The 23,978-nt window shown below is 70.8% G+C and carries 28 protein-coding genes; 13 read left to right on the plus strand and 15 right to left on the minus strand.

Annotated elements, in window-relative coordinates; all coding sequences use genetic code 11:
* Window positions 1–47 precede the first annotated feature (47 nt).
* The 3 genes from LHA26_RS10655 to LHA26_RS10665 are packed head-to-tail and all read right to left on the minus strand — an operon-like array spanning window position 48 to window position 3,076.
* A complete protein-coding gene (locus tag LHA26_RS10655; RefSeq protein ID WP_252165598.1) occupies window positions 48–932 on the minus strand; it encodes a F0F1 ATP synthase subunit gamma in 885 nt (294 codons plus the stop codon).
* 57 nt (window positions 933–989) lie between these two features.
* A complete protein-coding gene (gene atpA / locus LHA26_RS10660) occupies window positions 990–2,519 on the minus strand; it encodes a F0F1 ATP synthase subunit alpha (RefSeq protein ID WP_252165599.1) in 1,530 nt (509 codons plus the stop codon).
* A 2-nt stretch (window positions 2,520–2,521) separates the two neighbouring features.
* Complete coding sequence (locus LHA26_RS10665) at window positions 2,522–3,076, minus strand: F0F1 ATP synthase subunit delta (RefSeq protein WP_252165600.1); 555 nt, start codon at window positions 3,074–3,076, stop codon at window positions 2,522–2,524.
* A 311-nt stretch (window positions 3,077–3,387) separates the two neighbouring features.
* Here LHA26_RS10665 and LHA26_RS10670 point away from each other — a divergent pair, with 311 nt between their 5' ends.
* Window positions 3,388–5,115, plus strand: coding sequence for a methyl-accepting chemotaxis protein (locus LHA26_RS10670; RefSeq protein WP_252165601.1), 1,728 nt, complete (start codon window positions 3,388–3,390; stop codon window positions 5,113–5,115).
* A gap of 46 nt (window positions 5,116–5,161) precedes the next feature.
* Window positions 5,162–5,635: a DUF3429 domain-containing protein gene (locus LHA26_RS10675; RefSeq protein ID WP_252165602.1), complete on the plus strand. Its 474-nt coding sequence runs from the start codon at window positions 5,162–5,164 to the stop codon at window positions 5,633–5,635.
* A 5-nt stretch (window positions 5,636–5,640) separates the two neighbouring features.
* On the opposite strand, the gene pdeM is transcribed toward LHA26_RS10675, so the two are convergent.
* The 3 genes from pdeM to LHA26_RS10690 all read right to left on the minus strand — a co-directional run bounded on the left by pdeM (window position 5,641) and on the right by LHA26_RS10690 (window position 9,438).
* Window positions 5,641–6,315: a ligase-associated DNA damage response endonuclease PdeM gene (pdeM, locus tag LHA26_RS10680; RefSeq protein ID WP_252165603.1), complete on the minus strand. Its 675-nt coding sequence runs from the start codon at window positions 6,313–6,315 to the stop codon at window positions 5,641–5,643.
* A 49-nt stretch (window positions 6,316–6,364) separates the two neighbouring features.
* Complete coding sequence (locus LHA26_RS10685) at window positions 6,365–6,907, minus strand: CHAP domain-containing protein (RefSeq protein ID WP_252165604.1); 543 nt, start codon at window positions 6,905–6,907, stop codon at window positions 6,365–6,367.
* A 77-nt stretch (window positions 6,908–6,984) separates the two neighbouring features.
* Window positions 6,985–9,438, minus strand: a complete 2,454-nt coding sequence (locus tag LHA26_RS10690) for a ligase-associated DNA damage response DEXH box helicase (protein ID WP_252165605.1) — start codon at window positions 9,436–9,438, stop codon at window positions 6,985–6,987.
* A gap of 18 nt (window positions 9,439–9,456) precedes the next feature.
* Here LHA26_RS10690 and LHA26_RS10695 point away from each other — a divergent pair, with 18 nt between their 5' ends.
* The 3 genes from LHA26_RS10695 (at window position 9,457) to LHA26_RS10705 (ending at window position 13,231) form a co-directional block, all read left to right on the plus strand.
* Complete coding sequence (locus tag LHA26_RS10695) at window positions 9,457–10,455, plus strand: ligase-associated DNA damage response exonuclease (protein ID WP_252165606.1); 999 nt, start codon at window positions 9,457–9,459, stop codon at window positions 10,453–10,455.
* Between the two features lie 143 nt (window positions 10,456–10,598).
* Window positions 10,599–11,744, plus strand: a complete 1,146-nt coding sequence (locus LHA26_RS10700) for a glycosyltransferase (RefSeq protein ID WP_252165607.1) — start codon at window positions 10,599–10,601, stop codon at window positions 11,742–11,744.
* 2 nt (window positions 11,745–11,746) lie between these two features.
* Window positions 11,747–13,231, plus strand: a complete 1,485-nt coding sequence (locus tag LHA26_RS10705) for an ArnT family glycosyltransferase (protein ID WP_252165608.1) — start codon at window positions 11,747–11,749, stop codon at window positions 13,229–13,231.
* Here the strand turns inward: LHA26_RS10705 and LHA26_RS10710 are convergent.
* From LHA26_RS10710 to LHA26_RS10720, 3 genes are read right to left on the minus strand one after another with little or no spacing between them, the layout of a single operon-like run.
* Window positions 13,215–13,775 (minus strand): FUSC family protein, encoded by a 561-nt coding sequence (locus LHA26_RS10710; RefSeq protein WP_252165609.1) that lies wholly within the window; start codon window positions 13,773–13,775, stop codon window positions 13,215–13,217. The genes LHA26_RS10705 and LHA26_RS10710 overlap by 17 nt on opposite strands.
* Window positions 13,776–13,814: 39 nt before the next feature.
* Window positions 13,815–14,060, minus strand: a complete 246-nt coding sequence (locus LHA26_RS10715; RefSeq protein WP_252165610.1) for a J domain-containing protein — start codon at window positions 14,058–14,060, stop codon at window positions 13,815–13,817.
* Between the two features lie 10 nt (window positions 14,061–14,070).
* Window positions 14,071–14,871, minus strand: a complete 801-nt coding sequence (locus LHA26_RS10720; protein WP_252165611.1) for a division plane positioning ATPase MipZ — start codon at window positions 14,869–14,871, stop codon at window positions 14,071–14,073.
* Window positions 14,872–14,978: 107 nt separating this feature from the next.
* Here LHA26_RS10720 and panC point away from each other — a divergent pair, with 107 nt between their 5' ends.
* Entirely contained in the window at window positions 14,979–15,824 is an 846-nt protein-coding gene (panC, locus tag LHA26_RS10725) for a pantoate--beta-alanine ligase (protein WP_252165612.1), read from the plus strand.
* Window positions 15,825–15,945: 121 nt separating this feature from the next.
* The gene (locus LHA26_RS10730; protein WP_252165613.1) at window positions 15,946–16,242 is read left to right on the plus strand and encodes a hypothetical protein; all 297 of its coding nucleotides are present in this window, start codon (window positions 15,946–15,948) and stop codon (window positions 16,240–16,242) included.
* On the opposite strand, the gene LHA26_RS10735 is transcribed toward LHA26_RS10730, so the two are convergent.
* From LHA26_RS10735 to LHA26_RS10755, 5 genes are read right to left on the minus strand one after another with little or no spacing between them, the layout of a single operon-like run.
* Window positions 16,243–17,379, minus strand: a complete 1,137-nt coding sequence (locus LHA26_RS10735; RefSeq protein WP_252165614.1) for a GNAT family N-acetyltransferase — start codon at window positions 17,377–17,379, stop codon at window positions 16,243–16,245.
* Window positions 17,376–18,077, minus strand: coding sequence for a glycerophosphodiester phosphodiesterase family protein (locus tag LHA26_RS10740; RefSeq protein WP_252165615.1), 702 nt, complete (start codon window positions 18,075–18,077; stop codon window positions 17,376–17,378). Before LHA26_RS10740 ends, LHA26_RS10735 begins: the two co-directional genes overlap by 4 nt.
* The gene (locus tag LHA26_RS10745) at window positions 18,052–18,516 is read right to left on the minus strand and encodes a RidA family protein (RefSeq protein WP_252165616.1); all 465 of its coding nucleotides are present in this window, start codon (window positions 18,514–18,516) and stop codon (window positions 18,052–18,054) included. The genes LHA26_RS10740 and LHA26_RS10745 overlap by 26 nt, the downstream gene beginning before the upstream one ends.
* 10 nt (window positions 18,517–18,526) lie before the next feature.
* Window positions 18,527–19,180, minus strand: coding sequence for an HAD family hydrolase (locus tag LHA26_RS10750; RefSeq protein ID WP_252165617.1), 654 nt, complete (start codon window positions 19,178–19,180; stop codon window positions 18,527–18,529).
* The gene (locus tag LHA26_RS10755; RefSeq protein ID WP_252165618.1) at window positions 19,180–19,455 is read right to left on the minus strand and encodes a DUF3572 domain-containing protein; all 276 of its coding nucleotides are present in this window, start codon (window positions 19,453–19,455) and stop codon (window positions 19,180–19,182) included. The genes LHA26_RS10750 and LHA26_RS10755 overlap by 1 nt, the downstream gene beginning before the upstream one ends.
* 41 nt (window positions 19,456–19,496) lie before the next feature.
* Here LHA26_RS10755 and LHA26_RS10760 point away from each other — a divergent pair, with 41 nt between their 5' ends.
* Window positions 19,497–19,874, plus strand: coding sequence for a response regulator (locus tag LHA26_RS10760; RefSeq protein ID WP_252165619.1), 378 nt, complete (start codon window positions 19,497–19,499; stop codon window positions 19,872–19,874).
* A gap of 73 nt (window positions 19,875–19,947) precedes the next feature.
* Here the strand turns inward: LHA26_RS10760 and rpmG are convergent, their stop codons facing one another.
* Window positions 19,948–20,115, minus strand: a complete 168-nt coding sequence (rpmG, locus tag LHA26_RS10765; protein ID WP_017977469.1) for a 50S ribosomal protein L33 — start codon at window positions 20,113–20,115, stop codon at window positions 19,948–19,950.
* 197 nt (window positions 20,116–20,312) lie between these two features.
* Between rpmG and LHA26_RS10770 the strand changes: the two genes are divergently transcribed.
* The 5 genes from LHA26_RS10770 to LHA26_RS10790 all read left to right on the plus strand — a co-directional run bounded on the left by LHA26_RS10770 (window position 20,313) and on the right by LHA26_RS10790 (window position 23,844).
* Entirely contained in the window at window positions 20,313–20,714 is a 402-nt protein-coding gene (locus tag LHA26_RS10770; protein ID WP_252165620.1) for a hypothetical protein, read from the plus strand.
* Between the two features lie 48 nt (window positions 20,715–20,762).
* On the plus strand, window positions 20,763–21,329 hold the full coding sequence (locus LHA26_RS10775) for a TMEM165/GDT1 family protein (RefSeq protein ID WP_252165621.1): 567 nt from the start codon (window positions 20,763–20,765) through the stop codon (window positions 21,327–21,329).
* 119 nt (window positions 21,330–21,448) lie between these two features.
* Window positions 21,449–21,949, plus strand: coding sequence for a Dps family protein (locus LHA26_RS10780; RefSeq protein WP_252165622.1), 501 nt, complete (start codon window positions 21,449–21,451; stop codon window positions 21,947–21,949).
* 92 nt (window positions 21,950–22,041) lie between these two features.
* Entirely contained in the window at window positions 22,042–22,215 is a 174-nt protein-coding gene (locus LHA26_RS10785) for a DUF1328 family protein (RefSeq protein ID WP_252165623.1), read from the plus strand.
* 3 nt (window positions 22,216–22,218) lie between these two features.
* Complete coding sequence (locus LHA26_RS10790) at window positions 22,219–23,844, plus strand: cisplatin damage response ATP-dependent DNA ligase (RefSeq protein WP_252165624.1); 1,626 nt, start codon at window positions 22,219–22,221, stop codon at window positions 23,842–23,844.
* The last annotated feature ends 134 nt before the right edge of the window (window positions 23,845–23,978 follow it).

A 23,978-nucleotide genomic window follows, 5' to 3' on the forward strand; every position in this document is an offset into this window, starting at 1 on the left:
CCTGCCTTCTGCCCTGTCGATCCGGCGCGCCGCCGGACGACCCTGATTTAAAGCGCCTCGGCGCCGGAAATGATTTCCACCAGCTCGGTGGTGATCGCCGCCTGACGGCTGCGATTATACTGGATGGTCAGCTTGTTGATCATGTCGCCGGCGTTGCGGGTCGCATTGTCCATCGCGGTCATGCGGCTGCCCTGCTCGGACGCGGCATTTTCCTGGAAGGCGCGGAACAGCTGCACCGCGATGTTGCGCGGCAGCAGCGCCGCGAGGATTTCCTCCTCGTCGGGCTCGAACTCGAACGCCGCCGTCGCCTCGCCCTGCTCGGCCGGGGCGCGCGCCGGGATCTCCACCGGGATCAGCTGCACCTCGGTCGGCTGCTGCACGAGCGCCGACTGGAATTTGGCGTAGAAGAGATGCGCCACGTCGAACTCGCCCGCCTCGAAGCGGTGGGTGATGTCCTGCGCCACCTCCATCGCATCGCCGAAGCTCACCGTCTTGATGTGCGTCTGATCGACCTGGTGGACGATGAGGCCCGGATAGAGCCGCGCGATCACGGCCCGGCCCTTCTTGCCGATGAGGTAGAATTTCACCTGCTTGCCGGCGGCGATGAGCGCATCCGCGCGGCGCCGCGCGGCGCGCACGATATTGGCGTTGAACGCGCCGGCGAGGCCGCGCTCCGATGTGGCGACCACCAGCAGATGGACATCGTCCTTGCCGGTGCCGGCGAGCAGCTTGGGGCTCTCCGGGCCGATCGTCACGCCGCTGGCGAGCCGCGCCATCACCTCGGCGAGCTTGTCGGCATAGGGACGGCCGGCCTCGGCCGCTTCCTGCGCGCGGCGCAGCTTGGCCGCGGCGACCATCTTCATCGCCTTGGTGATCTTCTGCGTCGACTTCACCGAGCCGATGCGAAGCTTGAGAGCCTTGAGGCTAGGCATGGATGCTGACCGTCTTTCTTCCTCGTCGCGCCGGTGTGCGCCGGCGCGACGCTCCCCTTAGCCGAAGGTCTTGGCGAAGCTGTCGAGCGCGCTCTTCAGCTTGGCCTTGGTGTCGTCCGCGAGATCCTTGCTGTCGCGGATCGCGGCCAGCACGCCGCTATGATGCGCGCGCAGATCGGCCAGCATGGCCTCCTCGTAGCGCGTCACGGCGTCCACCGGGATGGCATCCAGATAGCCCTGGGTGCCCGCGAAGATCGAGGCGACCTGCTCCTCTACCGGCATGGGCGAGAATTGGCGCTGCTTGAGCAGCTCGGTCAGCCGCGCGCCGCGATTGAGCAGCTTCTGCGTCGAGGCGTCGAGATCGGAGCCGAACTGCGCGAAGGCCGCCATCTCGCGATATTGGGCGAGCTCGAGCTTGATCGAGCCGGCCACCTTCTTCATCGCCTTGGTCTGCGCCGAGGAGCCGACCCGGCTCACCGACAGGCCGACATTGATGGCCGGGCGGATGCCCTGGTAGAAAAGGTCGGTCTCGAGGAAGATCTGGCCGTCGGTGATCGAGATCACGTTGGTCGGGATATAGGCGGACACGTCGCCCGCCTGCGTCTCGATGATCGGCAGCGCGGTGAGCGAGCCGGCGCCATGCTCGTCGCTGAGCTTGGCGGCGCGCTCCAGCAGGCGCGAGTGGAGGTAGAAGACGTCGCCCGGATAGGCCTCGCGGCCCGGCGGGCGGCGCAGCAGCAGCGACATCTGCCGATAGGCGACCGCCTGCTTGGACAGATCGTCGTACACGATCAGGCCGTGCATGCCGTTGTCGCGGAAATACTCGCCCATCGCGCAGCCGGTATAGGGCGCGAGGAACTGCATCGGCGCGGGGTCCGAGGCGGTGGCGGCGACGACGATGGTATAGTCCATCGCGCCATTTTCCTCGAGCTGGCGCACGATCTGCGCCACGGTCGAGCGCTTCTGCCCGATCGCGACATAGATGCAGTAGAGCTTCGCCTTCTCGTCCGTGCCGGCGTTGACGCCCTTCTGGTTGATGAAGGCGTCGATCGCGACGGCCGACTTGCCCGTCTGGCGATCGCCGATGATCAGCTCGCGCTGGCCGCGGCCCACCGGCACCAGCGCGTCCAGCGCCTTGATGCCCGACTGCATCGGCTCGTGCACCGACTTGCGGGCGATGATGCCCGGCGCCTTCACCTCGACGCGGCGACGCTCGCTATGCTCGATCGGGCCCTTGCCGTCGATCGGGTTGCCGAGCGCGTCGACCACGCGGCCGAGCAGGCCACGGCCGATCGGCACGTCCACGATCGTCTCGGTGCGGCGGACGGTGTCGCCCTCCTTGATCTCGGCATCCGAGCCGAAGATCACGACGCCGACATTGTCGGCCTCGAGGTTGAGGGCCATGCCCTTTACGCCATTGGCGAATTCCACCATCTCGCCGGCCTCGACGCTGTCGAGCCCCCAGACGCGGGCAATGCCGTCGCCCACCGACAGCACCTGACCAACTTCGGAGACCTGCGCGTCGGTGCCGAAATTGGCGATCTGGTCACGGATGACCTTCGAGATTTCTGCGGCCCGGATGTCCATGTTCAGCCTTTCATCGCATTCGCGAGCATATTGATCTTGGTGCGGATCGAGCCGTCGATCTGGCGCGAGCCCATGCGCACCACGAGGCCGCCGAGAATCGCCGGATCGACCTGCGCGTCGATCGCGACCTCGCGCCCGAAGCGCGCCTTAAGGCGATCCTTGAGCGCGCCCAGCTGGGTGGCGTCAAGCGGATGGGCGCTGATCACCTGCGCCTCGGTGACGCCGCGATGCGCCGCCACCAGCGCCTTGAACGCGCGCAGGATCGCGCCAAGCTCGCGGAGCCGGCCGTTGCGGGCGAGAACGCCCAGGAAGTTGGAGGCGATCGGCGAGAGCTGAAGCGTGCCGGCGGCGGCGGCCACCGCGCGGGCGGCGTCGCGCCGGCCGATCAGCGGGCTCTGCGTGAGCAGCCGGAATTCCGCGCTCTCGGCCAGGGCGGCGCGCACCGTGTCGAGATCGGCCGAAACCGTGTCGATTGCACGCTCGTCACGCGCCAGTTGAAACAATGCGGTGGCATAGCGACCGCTCAAGCTGGCCTGGATGCCGGCGGAAATGTCCACGCCCTGAAGACCCCCGATCCCTAGAAGACCCTCATATGCGAAAAGGGGCCGCCGCAAGGGCGCCCCCGCATGGGTCGCCGGCCGGTTAGCAGGGGGGGACGGCTTATGCAAGCCGAGCCGCCGCCGGCGCTTCGGCACGGGCCGCGCCGCTCGCACGGACGCCATCGCCGCCCCCTTAGGCGACGGCCGTCCTTCGATTCGGCCTATTCATACCTTAGTCTTTTTTAAGGGGTTGCCGAGCTAGACAGCGGATCATCGATCCGGGGGCTAAGACCTTGACACTAAACCAGATTATACGCCGCGGCGGCGTCGTGCTCGTCGCATCCCTGCTCGCGGCCGCGCTGGTCGTCGGGCTGGCGGTAAACATGGTCCGGCTGGGTGGCCCGCTGGACGCGCAGGTGCAGCAGGTCAACGCGCTCACCGCCGATATCCTGCCGCCGCCGGAATATATCATCGAACCCTATCTGGAGGCGACACAATTGCTGCGCGCGCCGGCCACCCTGTCGACACGGCGGGCGCGGCTGGCCTCGCTGCACGCCACCTTTTCGGAACGCCGCGACGTGTGGCGCGCCAGTCCGCTCGCGCCGCGCCTCAAATCGGTGCTGATCGACGAGGCGGGGCGCGCCGCCGACGGTTTCTGGACCGAGCTGGAGCAAGGCTTCCTGCCGGCGATCGAGCGTAACGACGCGGCCGCCATGACGGCCAGCTATGCGCGGCTGAGCCGCAGCTACGAGACTCATCGCCACGCGATCGACCGGCTGGTCGATCTCGCGACGGACGAGCAGACCCAGGTCCAGGCGCGGACCGGCCGGATCGCGGGCTGGGCGAGCCTGGCGATGATCGCGGTGGCCGTGCTGGTGCTGTCGCTGATCCTCGCGGCGCTCCTCTTCATCCGCAGCCGCGTGCTGGCGCCGATCCGCGCGATGAGCGCGGCGATGGACGGCATGGCCGCCGGCGATTACGGCATCGCCGTGCCAGGCCTCGGCCGCGCCGACGAGATCGGCGCCATGGCCGCCGCGCTCGCCAGCTTCCGCGACGCCGGCATCGCGCAGGCGCGCACCCGCGCCGAGCAGGCGGCGGTGGTCCAGGCGCTCGGCACCGGGCTCGATGCGCTCGCCGCCGGCCATCTCGACGCGCGGCTGCGCGAGGCCATGGCGGCCGAGTATGAGCCGCTGCGGCTGGGCTTCAACCAGAGCCTCGACGAGCTTTCGGAAAGCATGGCGCAGGTGTCGCGCACGGCGGCGGCGATCGCCCTGGGCGCGGGCGAGATCCGCGCCGCCTCTGACGATCTCGCCCAGCGCACCGAGCATCAGGCGGCGGCGCTGGAAGCCGCAGCGAGCGAGATGAACCAGGTGACCGCGCTGGTCGAGGAAACGGCGCGCGGCGCGGTGGACGTGCGCGATACGATTCGCGCCGCGCAGGACGAGGCCGATGCGGGCGGCACGGTGGTGGGCCAGGCCGTCACCGCCATGGCCGGGATCGAGCGCTCGGCGAACGAGATCGCCCAGATCATCAGCGTGATCGACGGCATCGCCTTCCAGACCAACCTGCTCGCGCTCAATGCCGGGGTGGAGGCCGCGCGCGCTGGGGATGCCGGTCGCGGCTTCGCGGTGGTGGCGAGCGAGGTGCGCGCGCTCGCCGAACGCTCGGCCGAGGCGGCGCGCACCGTCAAGCGGATCATCGCCGATTCCGGCGATCAGGTGGCGCACGGCGTGGCGCTGGTGGGCGGCGCGGGCAATGCGCTGACGCGGATCGTCGAGCGGATCGGCCAGGTCAGCGCGGTGATCGAGACGATCTCCGACGGCGCGCGCAGCCAGGCCGAAAGCCTGCGCCGCGTGACCGGTGTGGTCGGCGACATGGACCGCTCGACCCAGCAGAATGCCGCGATGGTGGAGGAAAGCACCGCCGCCGCGCGCAGCCTGGCGGGCGAGGCGGAGGCGCTCAACGCGCTGGTCGGCCGGTTCCGGCTGCCGTCCGCCGCGTCGGCGGAGGCTGGCGGGCGCGGCACGGCGACGCGGCAGATCGGCCGCGCCGCCTGATCCCGGCGCCGGGGAGCGCACGGTCCGGACGCGCGTTCAGCGGCCCATGAGACCGACCCGCACCGACGATCGCGATCCCACCATCCCCGCGCTCAGCCTCGTCTTCGGCTATGGGCCGATGCTGCCGATGCTGATCGGGGCGGGGATCGCCTGGACCATGGCCTTTCCCTGGCCGATCATCGCCACCTCGCTCACCGTGCTCTGGGCGGGCGCGATCCTGCTCTTCCTGTCGGGCGTGCGGCGCGGCCTTGCCTTCCACACCCCCGGCGGCGAGCGGCCGGTGCAGATGCTGACGATGCTGTGGCTGTTCCTGCTGGGGCTGGGCGCCTTTGTGGTGCGGACCCCGGTGGCCGCGCTGATCCTGCTGCTGATCGGCTATGGCTCGATCGCGATCCTCGATCCGATCGCGGCGCGGCGCGAGGAAGCGCCCGCGCATTTCGCGCGCCTGCGTCCGCCCCAGATGCTGGTGGGGATGATCGGCCTGGCGGCGCTGCTCGCCTATCACCTCACGCGCGGCTGATCGGATCAGGCGCGGATCGGGAAGCGCAGCAGGCGATCGGCCAGCGGCACCAGCGCCTCGGCCGGACCATGGCCGAGCGCGCGCGCGATCGCGGGATGCTGGGCGTCCAGCCCGCCCGTCAGCGCGCCGAACGCCGGCAGGATCAGCTTGGAGCGGCTGGCCACGAAACAGCGCCGCGCCACCCGCCGGCCCTTCACCGTCAGCCGCAGCTTGGGATGGAAATGGCCCGAAAGCTCGGGCATGTCCTCGTCCGGCTCGGCCTCGTGCCGCAGCATCAGCCCGTCGACGCGCTGCTCCGCCACCACCGTGCCGCCGCAATGATCCGCGAGCGTGGCGGCGCCGGCGTCATGATTGCCGGCGATCCATGTCCAGCGCGTGCGCCGGGTGAGGCCGCGCAGCCGCGCCTGATCGTCCGGCGCCAGCCGCTCGCATCCCTGCGCATCGTGGAAGCTGTCGCCCAGGCACCAGATCTCGCCCGCGTCCGTCGTCTCGACCAGCGCCGCGACGGCGGCGAGCGTGGCGGCGCTGTCATAGGGCGGCAGCATCTGCCCGGCGCGCGCGAAGAAGCTCGCCTTTTCGAGATGGAGATCGGCGAGGATCAGGGCGCGCCGGGCGGCCCACCATAGGGCGCCGGGCGCAAGCGCGGCCAACTCCGTGCCCGCGAACGAAAAGCGAACCATGGCGGCGCGCTAGCACGGAGCGTCGGCCCGCTCAACCGCCGCCGCGCGCTCAGGCGCCGAGCGAGTCGATCACGGCGCCGACGATATCGGGCGAGGGGGTGGCGAGCTTGGGGCTGGGATGCGCGCCATAGATGAAGCCATAGACGGGATAGGCGGTGGTGCCGAGCCCCTGGCGATCGCGCCACCACACGCGCACCGCGCTCCAATCATGCGCGTCGGACACGTCGACCAGCGTCACGTCGCGCTCCACCTGGCCGCGCACGCCGCCGATGCGGGACCAGTTGGCGTGGGTGATCATCAGGATGCTCGGCGAGACGATGCGGCTGACGACGGCGACATGGCCGAGTCGCATCGGCCCGTGCGGCTTGAACACCAGCACCGCGCCCACGCGCGGCGCGCCGCCCTGCGCGTAGCGGCCGGCGGCCTGGCTCCACCAGGTCCAGGCATCGCCGTGGAGATCCAGCCCCGACATTTCGCGCGCGAAGGGCACGCATTCCAGCCCCGTGCCGATCCGCCCATCCAGCGTGTCCGGCGCCTGCGCGGCAAGCGGCGCGCAGGCCAGGGCAAGCCCCAGAGCAAGCCTTCGGATCATATGGAAGCGACCCCTTGTCCCTCATCCCTGAACCGATTCGGTCCTATAGCCGATTCGGTCGCGTTTATGGTTAACGGCTAACCCATAGCCTCGGCCACCAGCGCTTCGGCCTCGATGAGCAAAGCGTCGTCTGAGGCGCCGGTCGCCACCCGTTCGCGGCCGATCAGCACCAGCACCGGCACCGCCAGCGGCGAGACCCGCGCGAGCGGCTTGTGGAGGATGCGGGCCGCCGCCGTATCGAGCATGCGGGCGAGCCGGCCGACATCGGTCATCCGCGCCCGGGCATCGTCCCACGCCGCCTGGAGCAGCAGATGGCCGGGTTCGTAGCGGCGCAGCACATCGTAGATGAGATCGGTGGAGAAGCTGACCTGGCGCCCGGTCTTGCGCTTGCCAGGATGCTGGCGCTCCACCAGCCCGCCGATCACCGCCACCTCGCGGAACGCGCGCTTGAGCAGCGCCGATTCCTGCACCCAGTCGACAAATTCATGTTCCAGAATGTCGGGCGAGAAGAGCGGGCGGGGATCCGCCACGGGCTGAAGCGAATAGCAGGCCAGCGCATAATCCGAGGCGACGAAGCCGATCGGCTGGAAGCCGGCGCTCTCCATCCGGCGCGTCAGCAGCATGCCGAGCGACTGGTGCGCGTTCCAGCCCTCGAAGCCGTAGACGACCATATAGTGGCGGCCCTCGCGCGGGAAGCTTTCGATCAGCAGCCGGTCGGGCGGGGGGAGCACCGAGCGCTCCGCCTGCATCTCCAGCCAGTCGCGCACATCGTCGGGGAAGCGCGGCCATTGCGCGCGCTCCGAAAGAAAGTGGCGCACGCGATCCGCGAGATTGGTCGAAAGCGGCATGCGCGCGCCGCCATAGGTCGGGATGCGCGCCGGCCGGCTGGTGGCGCGCACCAGCACGTCCTCGCCGGTGATCGATTCCACCTCCAGGCTGAGCCCGGCGAAGAAGAAGGTGTCGCCCGGCGCCATCTGCGCCGCGAAGCCCTCCTCGACGCGGCCGAGCGTGCGGCCGTTGCGGAAGCGCACGCTTAGCATCGCGGCTTCGACGATGATGCCCGCATTGAGCCGGAACTGGGCGGTGAAGCGCGGATGCGCCACGCGCCACAGCCCGTCCCCGCCCAGCACCAGCCGCTTATACTGGTCATAGGCGCGCAGCGCATAGCCGCCGGTGGCGACGAAGCCGAGCACGCGGTCGAACGTCTCGCCGTCGAGCGTGGCATAGGGCGCGGCCTCGCGCACCTCGTCGAACAGCGCGTCGCGGGCGAAGGGGGCGGCGCCAGCCACCGCCATGATATGCTGGGCCAGCACGTCGAGCGCGCCGGGGCGGAACAGGTCGGGATCGCGCTCGCCCGCCTGGACCGCATCCAGCGCGGCGCGTGCTTCCAGATATTCAAAGCGGTTGCCGGGCACGATGATCGCCTTGCTCGGCTCGTCCAGGCGGTGATTGGCGCGGCCGATGCGCTGGAGCAGCCGCGAGGAGCCCTTGGGCGCGCCCATCTGGATGACGAGATCGACATCGCCCCAGTCCACCCCGAGATCAAGGCTGGCGGTGGCGACCAGCGCGCGCAGGCGCCCGTCCGCCATCGCCTGCTCCACCTTGCGCCGCGCCTCCATGTCGAGCGAGCCGTGATGGATGCCGATCGGCAGATGCGCCTCGTTGACCGCCCAGAGATCCTGGAAGATCAGCTCCGCCAGGCTGCGCGTGTTGCAGAAAACGATGGTGGTGCGGTGCGCGGCGATTTCCGCCATCACCTGTTCGGCGGCATAGCGGCCGGAATGGCCCGCCCAGGGAATGCGGCCATCGGGCAGCAGGATGCGGATGTCGGGCGCGGCGCCGCTCTCGCCTTCCACCAGCGCCACCGATTGCCAATCGCCATCGCCCGTCAGCCACGCGCGGTAGAGATCGGGATCGGCGACCGTCGCCGACAGCGCGACGCGCCGCATGCCGGGCGCCAGCCGCGCCAGCCGCGCCAGCGCGAGCGCGAGGAGATCGCCCCTCTTGGTGGGCGCGAAGGCGTGCACCTCGTCGATCACGACGCGCCGGAGACCGGCGAACAGCGTCTCCGCCTCGGGATAGCTGAGCAGCAGGCTGAGCGACTCGGGGGTGGTGAGCAGGATGTCGGGCGGGTCGGTACGCTGGCGCGCCTTGCGATCGGACGAGGTGTCGCCGGTGCGCGTCTCCACCCGCACTGCCAGCCCCATCTCCTCGACCGGGGTGAGCAGGTTGCGCTGCACATCCACCGCCAGCGCCTTGAGCGGGGAGACATAGAGGGTGTGCAGCCCGCGGCCGGCGCCCTGCTCGATCAGCTCGCACAAGGTCGGCAGGAAGCCGGCCAGCGTCTTGCCCGCGCCGGTGGGCGCGACGAGCAGCGCCGAGCGGCCCGCCCGCGCCGCCGCCAGCATGGCGCGCTGGTGCCGGCGCGGCGCCCAGCCGCGCGCCGCGAACCAGGCGGCGAGCGGCGGCGGCAGCCGTTCCGCCTCGGCATCGGCTGGCGTGGCGGCCGGGGCAAGGGAACTCTCTCTCATCTGGCGGCCTATACCAGCATGGCGCGGACTGGTTCCTGGATCGATCCCCGGAAGGAGGGCATTTACCTGCCCGATGCCGATGCCTGGATCGATCCCTCGATCCCGGTGCCGCGCGCGCTCGTCACCCATGGCCATGCCGATCACGCCCGGGGCGGCCATGGTGCCGTGCTCGCCACCGCCGAGACGCTCGCCATCATGGCGACGCGCTACGGCCCGCAGAGCGGCCAACCGGTGGGCTATGGCGAGACGGTGCGGCTCGGCCCCGTTTCGGCGCGCTTCGTGCCCGCCGGCCATGTGCTCGGCTCGGCCCAGATCGTGCTGGAGAAGGGCGCGGAGCGGGTGGTCGTCTCGGGCGATTACAAGCGCCGCGCGGATCCCACCTGCGCCCCGTTCGAGCCGGTGCCGTGCGACATTTTCGTCACCGAGGCGACCTTCGGCCTGCCCGTGTTCCGCCATCCCGACACCGGCGCCGAAATCGACCGGCTTCTGGAGGCGCTGCACGCCAATCCCGACCGCTCGGTGCTGGTCGGCGCCTATGCGCTGGGCAAGGCGCAGCGGGTGATTGCCGAGCTGCGCCTGCGCGGCCATGCGGCCCCCATCTATCTTCACGGCGCGCTGGAGCGGCTCTGCGCGCTCTACGAGACGCTGGGCGTGGCGCTCGGGCCGCTGCTGCCCGCCACCGGCGCGCCGGCCTCGGCGCTGCGCGGTGCGATCGTGCTGGCGCCGCCCTCCGCGCTCAACGATCGCTGGTCGCGCCGGCTGCCCGATCCCATCACCGCCATGGCCAGCGGCTGGATGCGCGTGCGCCAGCGCGCGCGGCAGAAGAATGTCGAGCTGCCGCTCGTCATTTCCGACCATGCCGATTGGGACGAACTGACCGAAACGGTGGCGGAAATCAGGCCGGGCGAACTGTGGGTGACGCATGGCCGCGAGGAGGCGCTGGTCCATTGGTGCGCCCAGCGGCAGATCCGCGCCCGCGCGCTCGCGCTGATCGGCTATGAGGATGAGGATGACTAGCCGGCGCGTGCGGATCGGGCGCCGAGCGGAGCATCCGGTTCTACAGACCTCCGGTCACGTGAAAATATCCTGTACCTTGCTTCACCTCAAGTTCAGGTGGCGGGGGCACACCGTGGCACTGAATGTGGCGTGGAGTGACATAGATGGCGACCCGTCTGGCCGATCCCGTCCCGCCGCCGCGCGGGCAGCCTGCGGATCGCCCGGAGGCCGGCTATGCACTCGCGGTGATCGTGCCGACCTTCAACGAGGCCGCCAATGTCGCCCGCATCGTCGCAACGCTGGACGCGGCGCTGGCCGGCATCGCCTATGAGATCCTGTTCGTCGACGATTGGTCGGGCGACGGCACCGCCGCGGCGATCGCCGCGGTTGCGCGCGGCCGCGCCGACATCCGCGTGCTGCGCCGCTATGGCCGGCGCGGCCTTTCCTCGGCCGTGATCGAGGGCATGATGGCGACCATGGCGCCCGTCGTCGCGGTGATCGACGGGGACGGCCAGCATGACGAGCGGCTGCTGCCGCGCCTCTACGCGCTGGTGGCGAGCGGCGAGGCCGATATCGCGATCGGCTCGCGCTATTGCGCGCGCGGATCGACGGGGGAGTGGGACGCGGCGCGGCTCCGCACCAGCCGCCTCGCCACGCGCCTGTCGCGCTGGGTGCTGAAGGTGCGCGTCGAGGATCCGATGAGCGGCTTCTTCGCGGTGCGTCGCGACCGGGTCGAGGCGCTGCTCCCGCAGCTTTCGGGCAAAGGCTTCAAGATCCTGTTCGATCTGCTCAGCGCCGGCGGCCCGCCGCCGCGCGTGGTGGAACTGCCCTTCCGCTTCCGCTGCCGCGCCGAGGGCGAAAGCAAGCTCGGTCCCGGCGTGGCGCTGGATTATGGCGTGATGATCGCCGAGCGGCTGATCAGCCGGCTGCTGCCCGCGCGCTTCGTGCTGTTCGCGCTGGTCGGCAGCCTCGGGCTTGGCGTGCACCTGGCGGTGCTGCGCGCGCTGCTCGGCGCCGGCGCCGCCTTTTCGCGCGCGCAGGCCGCCGCCGTGGTGACCGCAATCGCCTTCAACTTCCTCCTCAACAACAGCCTGACCTTCCGCGACCGGCGGCTGCGCGGCAAGCGGCTGCTGCTTGGCTTGGCCAGCTTCTACGCGGTGTGCGGCTTGGGCGCGCTCGCCAATATCGGCACCGGCTCCGTGCTCTTCGCGGCGCATAGCCGCTGGTGGGTGTCGGGCGTGGCGGGCGCGGTTGTCGGCTCCTTGTGGAATTTCGCGGCCTCCGCGCTGGTGACGTGGCGCAAGCGCTGAGCGTGCGATCGCGTTCGGGAGGGCTGGCCGGCGCGCTGCTGCTGCTGGCGGCGGTGGCGCTCCGCTGGCGCGCGCTGGGCAACCCCGTCATCCATATCGACGAGCAATTCTACTTTCTCGTCGGCGGCCGCATGCTCGAGGGCGCGCTGCCCTTTGTCGACATTTTCGATCGCAAGCCGGTCGGCCTGTTCCTGATCTACGCCGCCTGCCGCTGGATCGGCGGCGCCAGCCCGCTCGCCTACCAAGTCCCCGCGCTGCTCTGCGCCTGGGCGACGGCGCTGCTGATCCACGGCCTGGCGCGCCGCTTCGCCGGGCCGATCGCCGCGCTGGGCGCGGGGCTGCTCTATCTCGTCTGGCTGACGCTCGCCGGCGGGGAGGGCGGGCAGGCGCCCGTCTTCTATACGCCGCTGGTGGCGGGCGCGGCGGCGCTGATCGCGCGCCGGCTCGCGGGCTCGCGCCCGGCTGGCTGGCGGGGCACCGGATGCGCGGCGATGCTGCTGATCGGCCTGGCGCTCCAGATCAAATATAGCGTGGTGTTCGAGGGGCTGTATCTTGGGCTGGTGCTGCTCGCCGCCGCCTGGCGCGATGGGCGCCGCCCCGCCGCGCTGGCGCTCGACGCGCTTGTCTGGATCGGTTGCGCGCTGCTGCCGACGGCGGCGGCGGCGGCCTGGTACGGCGCGATCGGCCAGGGCGGGGCGTGGTATTTCGCCAACATCGCCTCGATCCTCGCGCGCCGGCCCGAGGCGCCGGCAATGGTGGCGGAGCGTATCCGCGTCATGCTCGCGTTGATGCTGCCGCTGGTGCTGGCGGTGCCGCTGCGGCGCTGGACGGGCGCGCGGCCGACGGACGCGGGCGCGAGCGCGGCGCTGCGTTTCGTGGATGGCTGGGCGGCTTCGGCGCTGCTCGGCGTGGTGCTGTTCGGCACCTGGTTCAACCATTATGCCTTGCCGCTCTTCGCGCCCTTCGCGGCGGCGGCCGCCCCGCTCGGCCGCCGCACGATCGGGCGCGTCTATCTGGTGCTGGCGCTGGCGATCGGCACGGTCTGGGGGCAGCGGCTGCTGCTGCGGCACCAGCATTCGCGCGGCGATGCCCGCGTGCTGGCGGCGGCGACGGCGGCGGCGCGGGGCGCGACGGGCTGTCTGTTCGTCTATGACGGCTATCCCGCTTGGTACGATACGACCCACAGCTGCCTGCCCACGACCCGGCCCTTTCCCGCGCATCTCCAGGCGCTCAACGAGCAGGGCGCGACCGGGATCGACGAGGTGCGCGAGGTGCGGCGGATCATGGACGCGCGGCCAAGCCGCGTGATGACGCTGACGCCACGCTATGCGGGCGAAAATCTGGCGGCGCGCGCGATCGTGGCGGCGCGGCTGGCGCGGGGCTATCGCGTGCTGCTGCGCGCGCCCATCGATGGGCGGATCCTGCTTGTCTATGCGCGGCGCGACACGGTGCCCGCCGATCGGCCGGCGCTTACGCTTCCTCGCTGAGCCGCGCGCGCAGCCAGCCCGCCGGGGCGGCGACCGCGAAGGCCGAGGCGATTCCCCAGCAGACCTCGGTGATCCGCGCCACCATCATCTGCCCGGCGCTGTTCTGGTGGGGCACCAGCAGGATGATCGTCGCCGTCACGCCCGAGAGCCGCGCCGCGCTGGCGATGTTCGCGCTCCACGCGGCGAGAACGGCGATCGCCACCGCGCCGGCATAGCGCGGCACCAGCGGCAGCGGCCATTGCGCGAAGGCGAGGCCGACCAGGCCGCCCAGCGCCGCGCCGAGCGCCTGGTCGCGCGCGGTGGAGCGGACCGCCGCGAGATCCGTCTGCGCCACCACCAGCGCCGTGATCGCTGCCCAGAAGCCCTCGCGCAGGCCGATCGCGCGGGTCGGCAGATAGGCGAGCAGCGCCGCCGTCACCGCCAGCCCGGCATGGACGAGCCCATCGGCCAGCCGGTCGATCGTCGGCATCCGCTTGGCGGCGGTGGCGGAAAGCCGGGCGAGGCGGCGCGAGCGGGCGCGGGCGGTGCCGGAGCGGGAAGGCATGCGCGTCTAAGCCCCTGTCGTCGCGAGCGGTTCCCCAGCTTAGCGGCGGGCGAGCAGAAGGTCGCGCGCGGCGTTCACGCGCGCCGCCAGCGCGGCGCTGCCCCCGGCATCGGGATGGACGCGGGCGATCAGGCGGCGATGCGCGGCGACGATCTCCTCGGCCGAGGCATCGGCGCGCACCGCCAGCAGCGCGCGCGCCTCGGCGTGGCTGAGCGCGGGCTTCTGCCGGCGCTGCGCGAGCCACCAGATCGCCGCGAGCAGCGCCAGGACGACGATGAGCTTCATGCGGCCGCGCTCACGCGGCGGCGGGCCGGTCGCGGTTGAACAAGGTGGGCGCCTCGGGCAGCTCGAGCCCCGACACCATCTCGCGCAGCTCCTGGCGCGCGGCGACATGGCTGAGCCCCGCCTCGCGGATCGCGCCGAGATCGAGCAGGGTGAGCCCGCGCGGGAAGAGCTCGCGATAGATCACGCGCTCGCCGAGGCCGGGGATGACGCGGAAGCCCACGCGCTTGGACAATTCGTCCACGGCTTGGCCGACGCGGCGCATATTCTTGGCCTCCAGATGCTGGAGGCGGTTGCGCAGCACCACCCAATCCACCGTGCCGCCATCGGATTTGGCGCGCGCCTTGCGCGCATCCCACACCACTTCGGCGTAGAAGCTCGGGCGCTTGATACGATAGGTTTCGGGATCGACCTGGCCGATCAGATCGAGATCGATGAAGCTGTCGTTGATCGGCGTGACGAGCGTATCGGCGCGCGCCGCCGCCTTCATGGCGTGCGGATCGTCACGGCCGGGCGTGTCGACCACCACGAACTCGGCCTCTTCGGCGAGCGCGGCGATGCGATCCTCGATGCCGTCGCCCCGGGCGGGATCGAACACCTCGAACCGCGGCGTCGCCAGCTCCACCGAATCGCGGCGCATGGTCGCGGCGCGGTTCTCGAGATAGCGGACCATGGTGCGCTGGCGCGTATCGAGATCGATCGCGGCGACGCTGCGTCCCTGGGCGGCGAGCGCCACCGCGACATGCACCGCCGTGGTGGATTTGCCGGTGCCGCCTTTCTCGTTGGCGAAGACGATAATATGGGCACGGGGCACGGACTTGCCTCTTGTTAGCGATCGCGGCGATCGGGAGCGGCCCCCTTGATTTGGACGGGCGCTCGCCCCACAGAGCGCGGCCAAGACATATCGGAGCGCTGCGTCCCGTGCAAATCATCCGTGACCTGCCGGCTTTGCGCGCCACGCTGGGCGAGCGTCGCCTCGCCGGGGATCGAATCGCGCTGGTGCCGACGATGGGGGCGCTCCATGCCGGGCATGTCGCGCTGATCGAGGAGGCGCGCCGCCGGGCGCCGCTGGTGGTGGCGTCGATCTTCGTCAATCCCCGCCAGTTCGCACCCGGCGAGGATCTGGACCGCTATCCGCGCCGCGAACGTGCCGATGCGCAGATGCTCGAGGAGGCGGGCTGCGCCCTGCTCTGGGCGCCCAGCGCCGACACCATGTATCCCCAAGGCTTCGCCACCAGCGTGACGGTGGGCGGCCCGTCCGAGCCGCTGGAAGGCGCGGCCCGGCCCGGCCATTTCGACGGCGTGGCGACGGTGGTGCTCAAGCTGCTCAACCAGGTTCAGCCCGATGTCGCGCTGTTCGGCGAGAAGGATTGGCAGCAGCTTGCGGTGATCCGCCGGCTGGTGGCGGATCTCGATCTCGCCGCCGAGATCGTGGGCGTGCCGATCGTGCGCGACGATCAGGGCCTCGCCCTCTCCTCGCGCAACGCCTATCTCACGCCGGAGGAGCTGGCCGCCGCCCGGGCCCTGCCGCGCGCGCTGGGCGAGGCGGCGGGCGCCATTCTGAAGGGCCAGCCGGTCGAGGCGGCGCTCGCCACCGCCTGCGCGCGGCTGAGCGAGGCGGGCTTCTCGGCGATCGACTATGTGTCGCTGCGCGATGCCGAGACGCTGGCGCCGCTCGACGCGCTGGGCGAGCGGCCGGCGCGGCTTCTGGCGGCGGCGAAGATCGGCGCCGCGCGGCTGCTCGACAATCTGGCGGTGGCGCGCTGAGCGCCTCCGCTGCGTCTTTGGTCTAGTCGCCCGGCTAATCCGCAGGCCCGGCGCCCGTCTTAACCAATTTTTTGGCCGCCGCCGCCAGACTCCGGGTCATGGCGAAGGATGAGCGACGATCATGGCGAATTCGATTCACTCTGCACGTTTCCTGATGGAATCCCGACAGGCCGAGGCCGCGATGGACGAGGCCGAGGCTTTGTACGATCTCGGCATCGCCTGCTCCACCGGTGCACGCGGCGAAGCCGTCGATCTGATCGAGGCGCATAAATGGTTCAATCTCGCGTCGGTGGCGGGCTCGCTCGATGCGCAGCGCTGCCGCGCCGAGATCGCCGAGGAGATGACCGCGCGCGAGATCGTCGAGGCGCAGCGCAAGGCGCGGGCCTGGCTTTCGCAGCGGACCGCCCGCGCGGCCTGACTATTCCCCTTCCTTGCGGAAGGGGGTGAGGGCGGCGAGCGCATCCATGTCCTGCGCGACCATCTCGGTCTCGCGGACGAGGAAATCCTCGACCGCGGCCCTGAAGCCCGGATGCGGGATATGATGGGCCGAAAAGGTGGGCACCGGCGCATAGCCCCGCGCCAGCTTGTGCTCGCCCTGCGCGCCGGCTTCCACCCGCGCCAGCCCGCGGGCGATCGCGGCTTCGATCGCCTGATAATAGCAAAGCTCGAAATGGAGGAAGGGCACCTCCTCGGTACAGCCCCAATAGCGGCCGTAGAGCGCGTCCGCGCCGATCAGGTTCAGCGCGCCGGCGATCGGGCGGCCGTTGCGATAGGCCAGGAAGAGCAGCACCTTGTCCGGCATCTTCGCGCTCAGCAGCGGGAAGAAGGCGCGGGTGAGATAGGGCCGGCCCCATTTGCGGCTGCCGGTATCCTGGTAGAAGGCCCAGAAGGCGTCCCACTCGGCGCGGCCGATCTCGGCGCCCGGCACCGCGCGGAATTCCAGCCCCGCCCGGGCGGCGGCGCGTTCCTTGCGGATCGCCTTGCGCTTGCGCGAGGCGAGCGCGGCGAGAAACGCCTCGAAATCCGCATAGCCCTGATTGTGCCAGTGGAACTGGCTGCCGGTGCGAATCAGCCAGCCGGCCTCGCGGAACAGCGCAACCTGGTCCGGCGCGAGGAACGTGGCATGCGCCGAGGAAAGATCATGCTCGGCCACCAGCGCTTCGGCGGCGGCGATCAGCGCCGGCGCGGCGGCCGGATCGCGCAGCAACAGGCGCGGCCCCGGCACCGGGGTGAAGGGCACGGCGATCTGGAGCTTGGGATAATAGGCGCCGCCCGCGCGCGTCCAGGCATCGGCCCAGCTATGGTCGAACACATATTCGCCCTGGCTGTGGCTCTTGGCGAAGGCGGGGAGGATCCCATCGGGCCGGCCGTCGTCACCCTCCACGAGGATCGGCACGGGCTGCCAGCCGGCGCGCGCGGTGGCGCTGCCCGATTCTTCGAGCGCGGCGAAGAAGGCGTGGCTCACAAAGGGATTGGCGGTGCCGGCACAGGCATCCCAGGCGGCGGGATCGATCGCCGCCACACCCTTTTCCACCCGCGCTATCGCCGCGCTCATGCCGCTTCCCAGATCGGACGATCGGCATAGGCGGCGGCGCGGGCGCGGTCCTCGGCGGTGCGCACCGTCCAGCTCAGCACGGGCCGGCCGCGCGCGCGAAAGCCGGACACCAGGGCGGAGGGCAGGCAACGCACGTCATAGGCGAGGAAATCGGGATTGGCGTAGCAAAGCGCAAGCCGCCGCCGCAGCGCCGCGCGGCGGCCGGGATGCTCGGTCATCACCAGACCGCGCGGCCGATCGGGATCGTGACGGCCGAACCAGCGGACGATGCGCGGATCGAAGCTCATGATCGCGGCCAGCCCGGCATAGGGCCGCAGCGCGGCCAAGGTGCCGCGGCACAGCGCGACGGGGAGGTGGCGGTCGCTCTTGATCTCGACGAACAGCGGCACGCGGCCGCCGATGGTGGCGAGCAGCGCGCCGAGCGTCGGCACGGCCTCGCCATTGGCCAGGCGGAGCGCGCGCCAGTCGGCGTCGACGAGCGCGCCGGGGCGGCCGCAAAGCCGCCCGGTATCGGCATCGTGGAAGACGAGCACGGTCGCATCGCCGCCCAGCCGCACATCGCATTCGATCGCGAAGCCGCCGGCGATGGCGGCCTCGGCGGCGGCGAGGCTGTTTTCCGGAACGCCGCCCCCGTGCAGACCGCGATGGGCGACATCGCGGGCGATCAGGCCGTCAGCGCGCGAGCGCGACGATCGCATCGACCTCGACCGAGGCGCCGAGCGGCAGCGCCGGCACGCCCACCGCCGCGCGCGCATGGCGCCCGGCCTCGCCGAACAGGGCCACCATCAGCTCGGAGGCGCCGTTGGCGACCTTGGGCTGATCGAAAAAGTCCGGCCCGGAGGCGACGAAGGCGCCGAGCTTGACGATCCGCTCCACGCGATCGAGCGAGCCGCCGAGCGCCATCTTGATCTGCGCGACCAGCATCAGCGCGCAGCGCCGCGCCGCTTCCTCGCCGCGCGCCACGTCCGCCGCCGAATCGAGGCGGCCGGTGAGCAGGCGATTGTCGGCGTCGAAGGGCAGCTGGCCCGAGACATGGAGCAGGCCGCCCGCTTCCACCGCCGGCACATAGGCGGCGACGGGCGTGGCGGGGGCGGGAAGGGTGAGGCCAAGCTCAGCCAGGCGTGCATCGATATCCATGGCGCCAGCGCTAGGCGCGGGCGGCGCTGCCGGTCAAGACCGGGGCGGGCCGTCCCTCGGCGAAGCGGTCGAGCACCCAGTCCGCGCCGGCGGCCCAGTCGTCGATCCGAACATGCGCGGCGGGGGCGGGCGGCCGGTGCGTGGCGACCAGCGGCTCGGCGATCATGTGGAGCCGCCACACTTCGGGCGTGGTGTCCGCCACCGAGGCGTGCTGGACCGCGAGATCGTCCACGAACACCGCCACGCTGGGCCGGATCTCGTCGAGCAGCCGCCGCAGCGCCGGGCCCTTGCCCCCCTGGTTGCACACCACGCGATGGCGGATCCCATGGCCGGCGAGCTGGTCCAGCCGGGGCGTCTGGCGATGATCGGGCAGGTTGGTGAGGATCACGATGTCCGCCACCGCGCCAATCCGCGCCAGCGCATCGATCGCGCCGGGGGTGGGCTGCTGGCGCGGCATCTCGGTATCGAAAAAGGCGTCGAGATAGGGCCAGACCTCGGCCGGCTCGACCGGCTGGCCGGTGTCGCGCCGGATCAGCGCCTCGCCCCAATTCTCCTCGTGGATCAGAAAGTCGATGCCGTGCGCCTCGTCCAGCCAGTCGCGGAAATGGGCGACCATGTGGAGCAGCACCTCGTCGCAATCGGAGATGAGCAGGGGACGTGCCATTACCGGGACTCCAACTGGGACTGGGCCGCGATCAGGGCCTCGGGCGGCAGGCTGAGCGCCTCGGTGCAGGCGAGCAGATCGGGTTCATGGCCGGCGAGGAAGCCGAGCACCGCCGCGAGCAGCGCGGGCTCGGTGGCGCGGGCGCGCAGATCATCGGCGTCGAGCCCGGTGAGCGCGAGCAGCCGGTCCGCGCGCGAGGGCTCGGTCAGCACCCAGGCGAGCGCCTGGAGTGCAACCACTGTGGCATCGGGATAGTTTGTCTTGGACGCGGCCAATCGCTATCTCCGCCTCACATCTTCACCAGGGATCGTGGCATTTGACGGGCAAAGTGCTCGTTGTCGAGGACAACGAACTCAATCTGAAGCTGTTCTGCGACCTGCTCGAGGCGCATGGCTATGCCACGCTCGCGGTGCGGGACGGCCGCGACGCGCTGGACCAGGCGCGCGCCTTCGCGCCCGACATGATCGTGATGGATATTCAGCTCCCGCATGTCAGCGGTTTGGAGCTGATCGCGGCGATGCAGGGCGATGACGCGCTGCGCGATGTCCCGATCATGGCGGTGACCGCCTATGCCACGCCGGCCGACGAGGAGCGGGTCCGCGCGGCGGGCGCGACCTCCTATGTGTCCAAGCCGATCTCGGTGATGCGCTTCATCGAGGCGATCGAGGCGCTCGGCCGTTCCGACGGCGCCTGAACGCACGAAAGCGCCCCGGCCGCGTGGCCGAGGCGCCCCTTGCGCCGAAGCGGCGGCCGCAGCCGCCAGCCTCTTACTTGATCTTGGCTTCCTTGAACTCGACATGCTTGCGCACGACGGGATCATATTTGCTGAAGCTCAGCTTCTCCGTCTTGGTCCGGGGGTTCTTCTTGGTCACGTAGAAGAAACCGGTATCGGCGGTCGACACGAGCTTGATCTTGACGGTGGTCGGCTTGGCCATGCTGCCCTCTAATGCGTTGGCGATGCCGCGAGGGCGATGGCCACGCGAATCGTCTGAATGCAAAAGAGCGGCGTCGCCGCCGCTCGGATCGGTGCGGCTCCTGCGCGAAAGCCGCCCGGCTGTCAAGCTGTGCCCGGGTTTAACCGATCTGCAAAGAGGATGCGCTAGTCTGGTGCGAACCAGACGGGAGAGGGTGCATGCCGCCGATCATGCGGGAAAGCGGGCCGAACACCAAGGGCCAGGCGCGCCGCCCTATCCCGCCGTCGATCCTCGCCGCGGCGCCCGACGCCGAGGCGCGGCGTCAGGTCCGCGGCGAATTGTGCCGCCGGCTGGACGTGCTGGAGGCGGGGCTGGGCCAGCGCGACGGCATCGCCGCGCGACTCGAAGCGCAGCATATCCTGGCGCTCGCCGCCGAGCAGCGGCTCACCAGCGCCGCGCGGCTCGCCGAGGGGCTTGCGGCCGTGCTCCGCGCGGGCGGCCGCGGCGCGGCGATCCAGCCCTGGATCGATCGGCTGCGCGACGCGATCGGCTGCGAGGCCGAAGGCGCCGCCGCCGGCGATGCCTGGATGGCGTCGGTGATGGTCCGGCTCGCCTGCTGAGGCGGGCGGCCCTTTCCCTCGCCGCGCCCGCGGCCTAGCCTCGCGTGCATGGATGGCCTGCTGCCCGCTTTTCTGCTCGCCGCGCTGACCCAGATCGGCGATCGACCCGAGCGGCTGGTGATCGCGCTCGGGCAGCGGTACCGGCGCACCGGCGCGGCGCTGCTGGGTGTCGCGCTCGCGGCGATCGCGCTGATGGCGCTCGCCGGCGCGGGCGGCGCGGCGCTGGCGGGGTCGATCAACCATCGCGGGCTGCGGCTGATCGAGGGGCTGGCGCTGCTGCTCGCGGCGGCGGGCGGCCTGTGGCGCGGCAAGCCCGCGCCGCCGCTGGACGGCTGGCGGCTGGGCGCCACCGCCACCGCCGCCCTGAGCCTGTTCGTGCTGGCGCTGGGCGAGCGCGCGCAGCTGCTCGTCGCGGCGATCGCGGGAGCGAGCGGCCAGCCGGTGGCGACGGCGATCGGCGGGAGCGCCGGCCTGGTGCTGGGCCTCGCCCCCGGCGCGGCGCTGGGCGCGCGCTGGGCACGGCTGGCGCCCTTGCGCGCGATCCGGATCGGCCTCGCCGCGCTGCTCGCGCTCGCCGGGGCCGGGCTGATCGTGAGCGCGCTCGAACTGATCTGAGCCCCCTTCCGGCCGAGCGGATCGATCGTGCTGATCGAGTTGATTTTCGATTGAGCGGCGAACCCTTTTTCGCTTCTGTCGTTCAGCACCCGAAACTGTACACAGGCAGGAGAACCGCCATGGCCGATGCGCCAGCCCCCGCGCTCGACACCCCGACCGATTTGCAGAACCGCAACACCAGCACCGCCGCCGACGCGCTCAACGGCGTGCTCGCGGATCTGTACGCGCTGTATCTGAAGACCAAGAATTTCCACTGGCACATGTCGGGCCCGCATTTCCGGGACTATCACCTGCTGCTGGACGATCAGGCGGCGCAGATCCTCGGCATCACCGATGCGGTGGCCGAGCGGGTGCGCAAGACCGGCAATCTCACGCTGCGCTCGATCGGCGACGTCTCGCGCCGCCAGTCGATCCGCGACAATGACGCCGAGTTCGTCGAGCCGCTCGCCATGCTTCAGGAAGTGCGTGACGACAATCTCGCGCTGATCAAGACCTTCCGCGAGGCGCGCGAGCGCTGCGAGGAAGCCGGCGATACGCCCACCTCGTCGCTGATCGACGAGTGGATCGATCAGGCCGAGGAGCGCGCCTGGTTCCTGTTCGAGGCCGCGCGCAAGGCCTGAGTGGCCGCCTCAAGGCGTTGCGAGGCGGGGCGGGGTGGCGGGAACGCCGCTCCGCCCCTCTCGTTTACCCTCTGGAACCAAGGAGCCGCGCCATGATCAAATGGGCAATCATCTTTCTGGTGCTGGGCCTGATCTTCGGCGCGATGGGCTTTGGCGGCCTGGGCGGCGCCTTTGTCGGCATCGCCAAGATCCTGTTCGGCATCGCGATCATCGTGTTCCTGGTGCTGCTGGTGCTGGGGCTGATGGCCGGGCGCGCCATATCCTGAGCCGTGCGGCGCTTCGCCAAGCTGCTTGACGGGCTCGTCTACACACGATCGCGCAATGCCAAGCTCAAGCTGATCGAGGATTATCTCCGCGCTACGCCCGATCCCGACCGGGGCTGGGCGATGGCCGCGCTGACCGGCACGCTCGATCTCAAGACGGTCAAGCCCGCCGCCATTCACGACATGGTGGCGCGGCGGATCGATCCCGTGCTGTTCGCGATGAGCCGCGATTTTGTCGGCGATCTCGCCGAGACGGTGGCCTTGCTCTGGCCCAAGGCCGGGCACGAGCCCGAGGCGCTGGACGATGGCACGCTCACCATCAGCGCCGCGATCGAGCGCCTGTCCGGCCTGCCGCGCGGCGAGGCGCCCGAGGCGCTGGCCGCCATGCTCGATCATCTCGATGCCTCCGGCCGGTACGCGCTGCTCAAGCTGGCGACGGGCGCGCTGCGCGTCGGCGTCTCGGCGCGGCTCGCCAAGACCGCGCTCGCCCAGACCTTCGGGCTCGATGTCGACGAGGTCGAGGAGCTGTGGCACGGGCTGGCGCCGCCCTATGCGCCGCTCTTCGCCTGGGCCGAGGGGCGGGGCGAGCGGCCCGCGGCGGGTGCGCTGCCGGTCTTCCGTCCCTTCATGCTCGCCCATCCGCTCGAGGACGGCACCGCCCTCTCGCTCGAGGACTATGCCGCCGAGTGGAAATGGGACGGTATTCGCGTCCAGATCGTCCGCGCCGGCGGCGAGACGCGGCTCTACAGCCGCGCGGGCGACGATATCACCGGCAGCTTTCCCGAGATCGCCGAGGCCTTTGTGCTGGAGGCGGTGTTGGATGGCGAGCTGCTGGTGCGCGGCCAGGCGCAGGGCGGCGCCGCGCATGGCGGCGCGGCGGCGAGCTTCAACGCGCTCCAGCAGCGGCTGGGGCGCAAGCAGGTGAGCGCGCGCATGCTGGCGGACTATCCCGCCTTCGTCCGCGTGTACGACGTGCTGGTGGACGGCGCGGAGGATCTCCGGCCGCAGCCCTGGCGGCTACGGCGCGCGCGGCTCGAGCGACTGGCGGCGGCGCTGCCGGCCGATCGGTTCGATCTCTCCATGCTGATCGAGGCGCCCGATTTCGCGGCTTTGGGCGAAATCCGTCTCGGCGCGCGCGACGCCGCGATCGAGGGGCTGATGCTCAAGCGGCGCGACAGCCCCTATCTGGGCGGCCGCAGGGTGGGGGCCTGGTACAAGTGGAAGCGCGATCCGCTCGTCGCCGATTGCGTGATGATGTACGCGCAGCGCGGCCACGGCAAACGCTCCAGCTTCTATTCGGACTATACCTTCGGCTGCTGGACGGCGCCGCCCGAGCAGGGAGGCGAGCTGCTGCCCGTGGGCAAGGCCTATTCGGGCTTCACCGACGAGGAGCTGGCCGGACTCGATCGGTTCGTGCGCACCCATACGGTGCAGCGCTTCGGGCCGGTGCGCGAGGTGGAGAAGACGCTGGTGCTGGAGGTGGCGTTCGATTCGATCCATGCGTCCAAGCGCCACAAGAGCGGCCTGGCGATGCGCTTTCCCCGGGTCAGCCGGATTCGGCGTGACAAACCCGCGGCGGAGGCCGATCTGATCGCCACGCTCAAGGCCATGGTGCCCGCCGACGAGGCGTAAGCGGCTTGCCCCGAATCGAAGCGTCTGTTAGGGGGCCGGCTTTCCGGGCGCGGGCCTGTCCTGCGGCCGCCCATTCTACGCGCTGCGGTGGTTCTGCGGGGAGTGTGCCCTGGTCCCCACCCGGCCGGCTGGAG

Source organism: Sphingomonas morindae (assembly GCF_023822065.1).
Taxonomy (GTDB): Bacteria; Pseudomonadota; Alphaproteobacteria; order Sphingomonadales; family Sphingomonadaceae; genus Solisphingomonas; species Solisphingomonas morindae.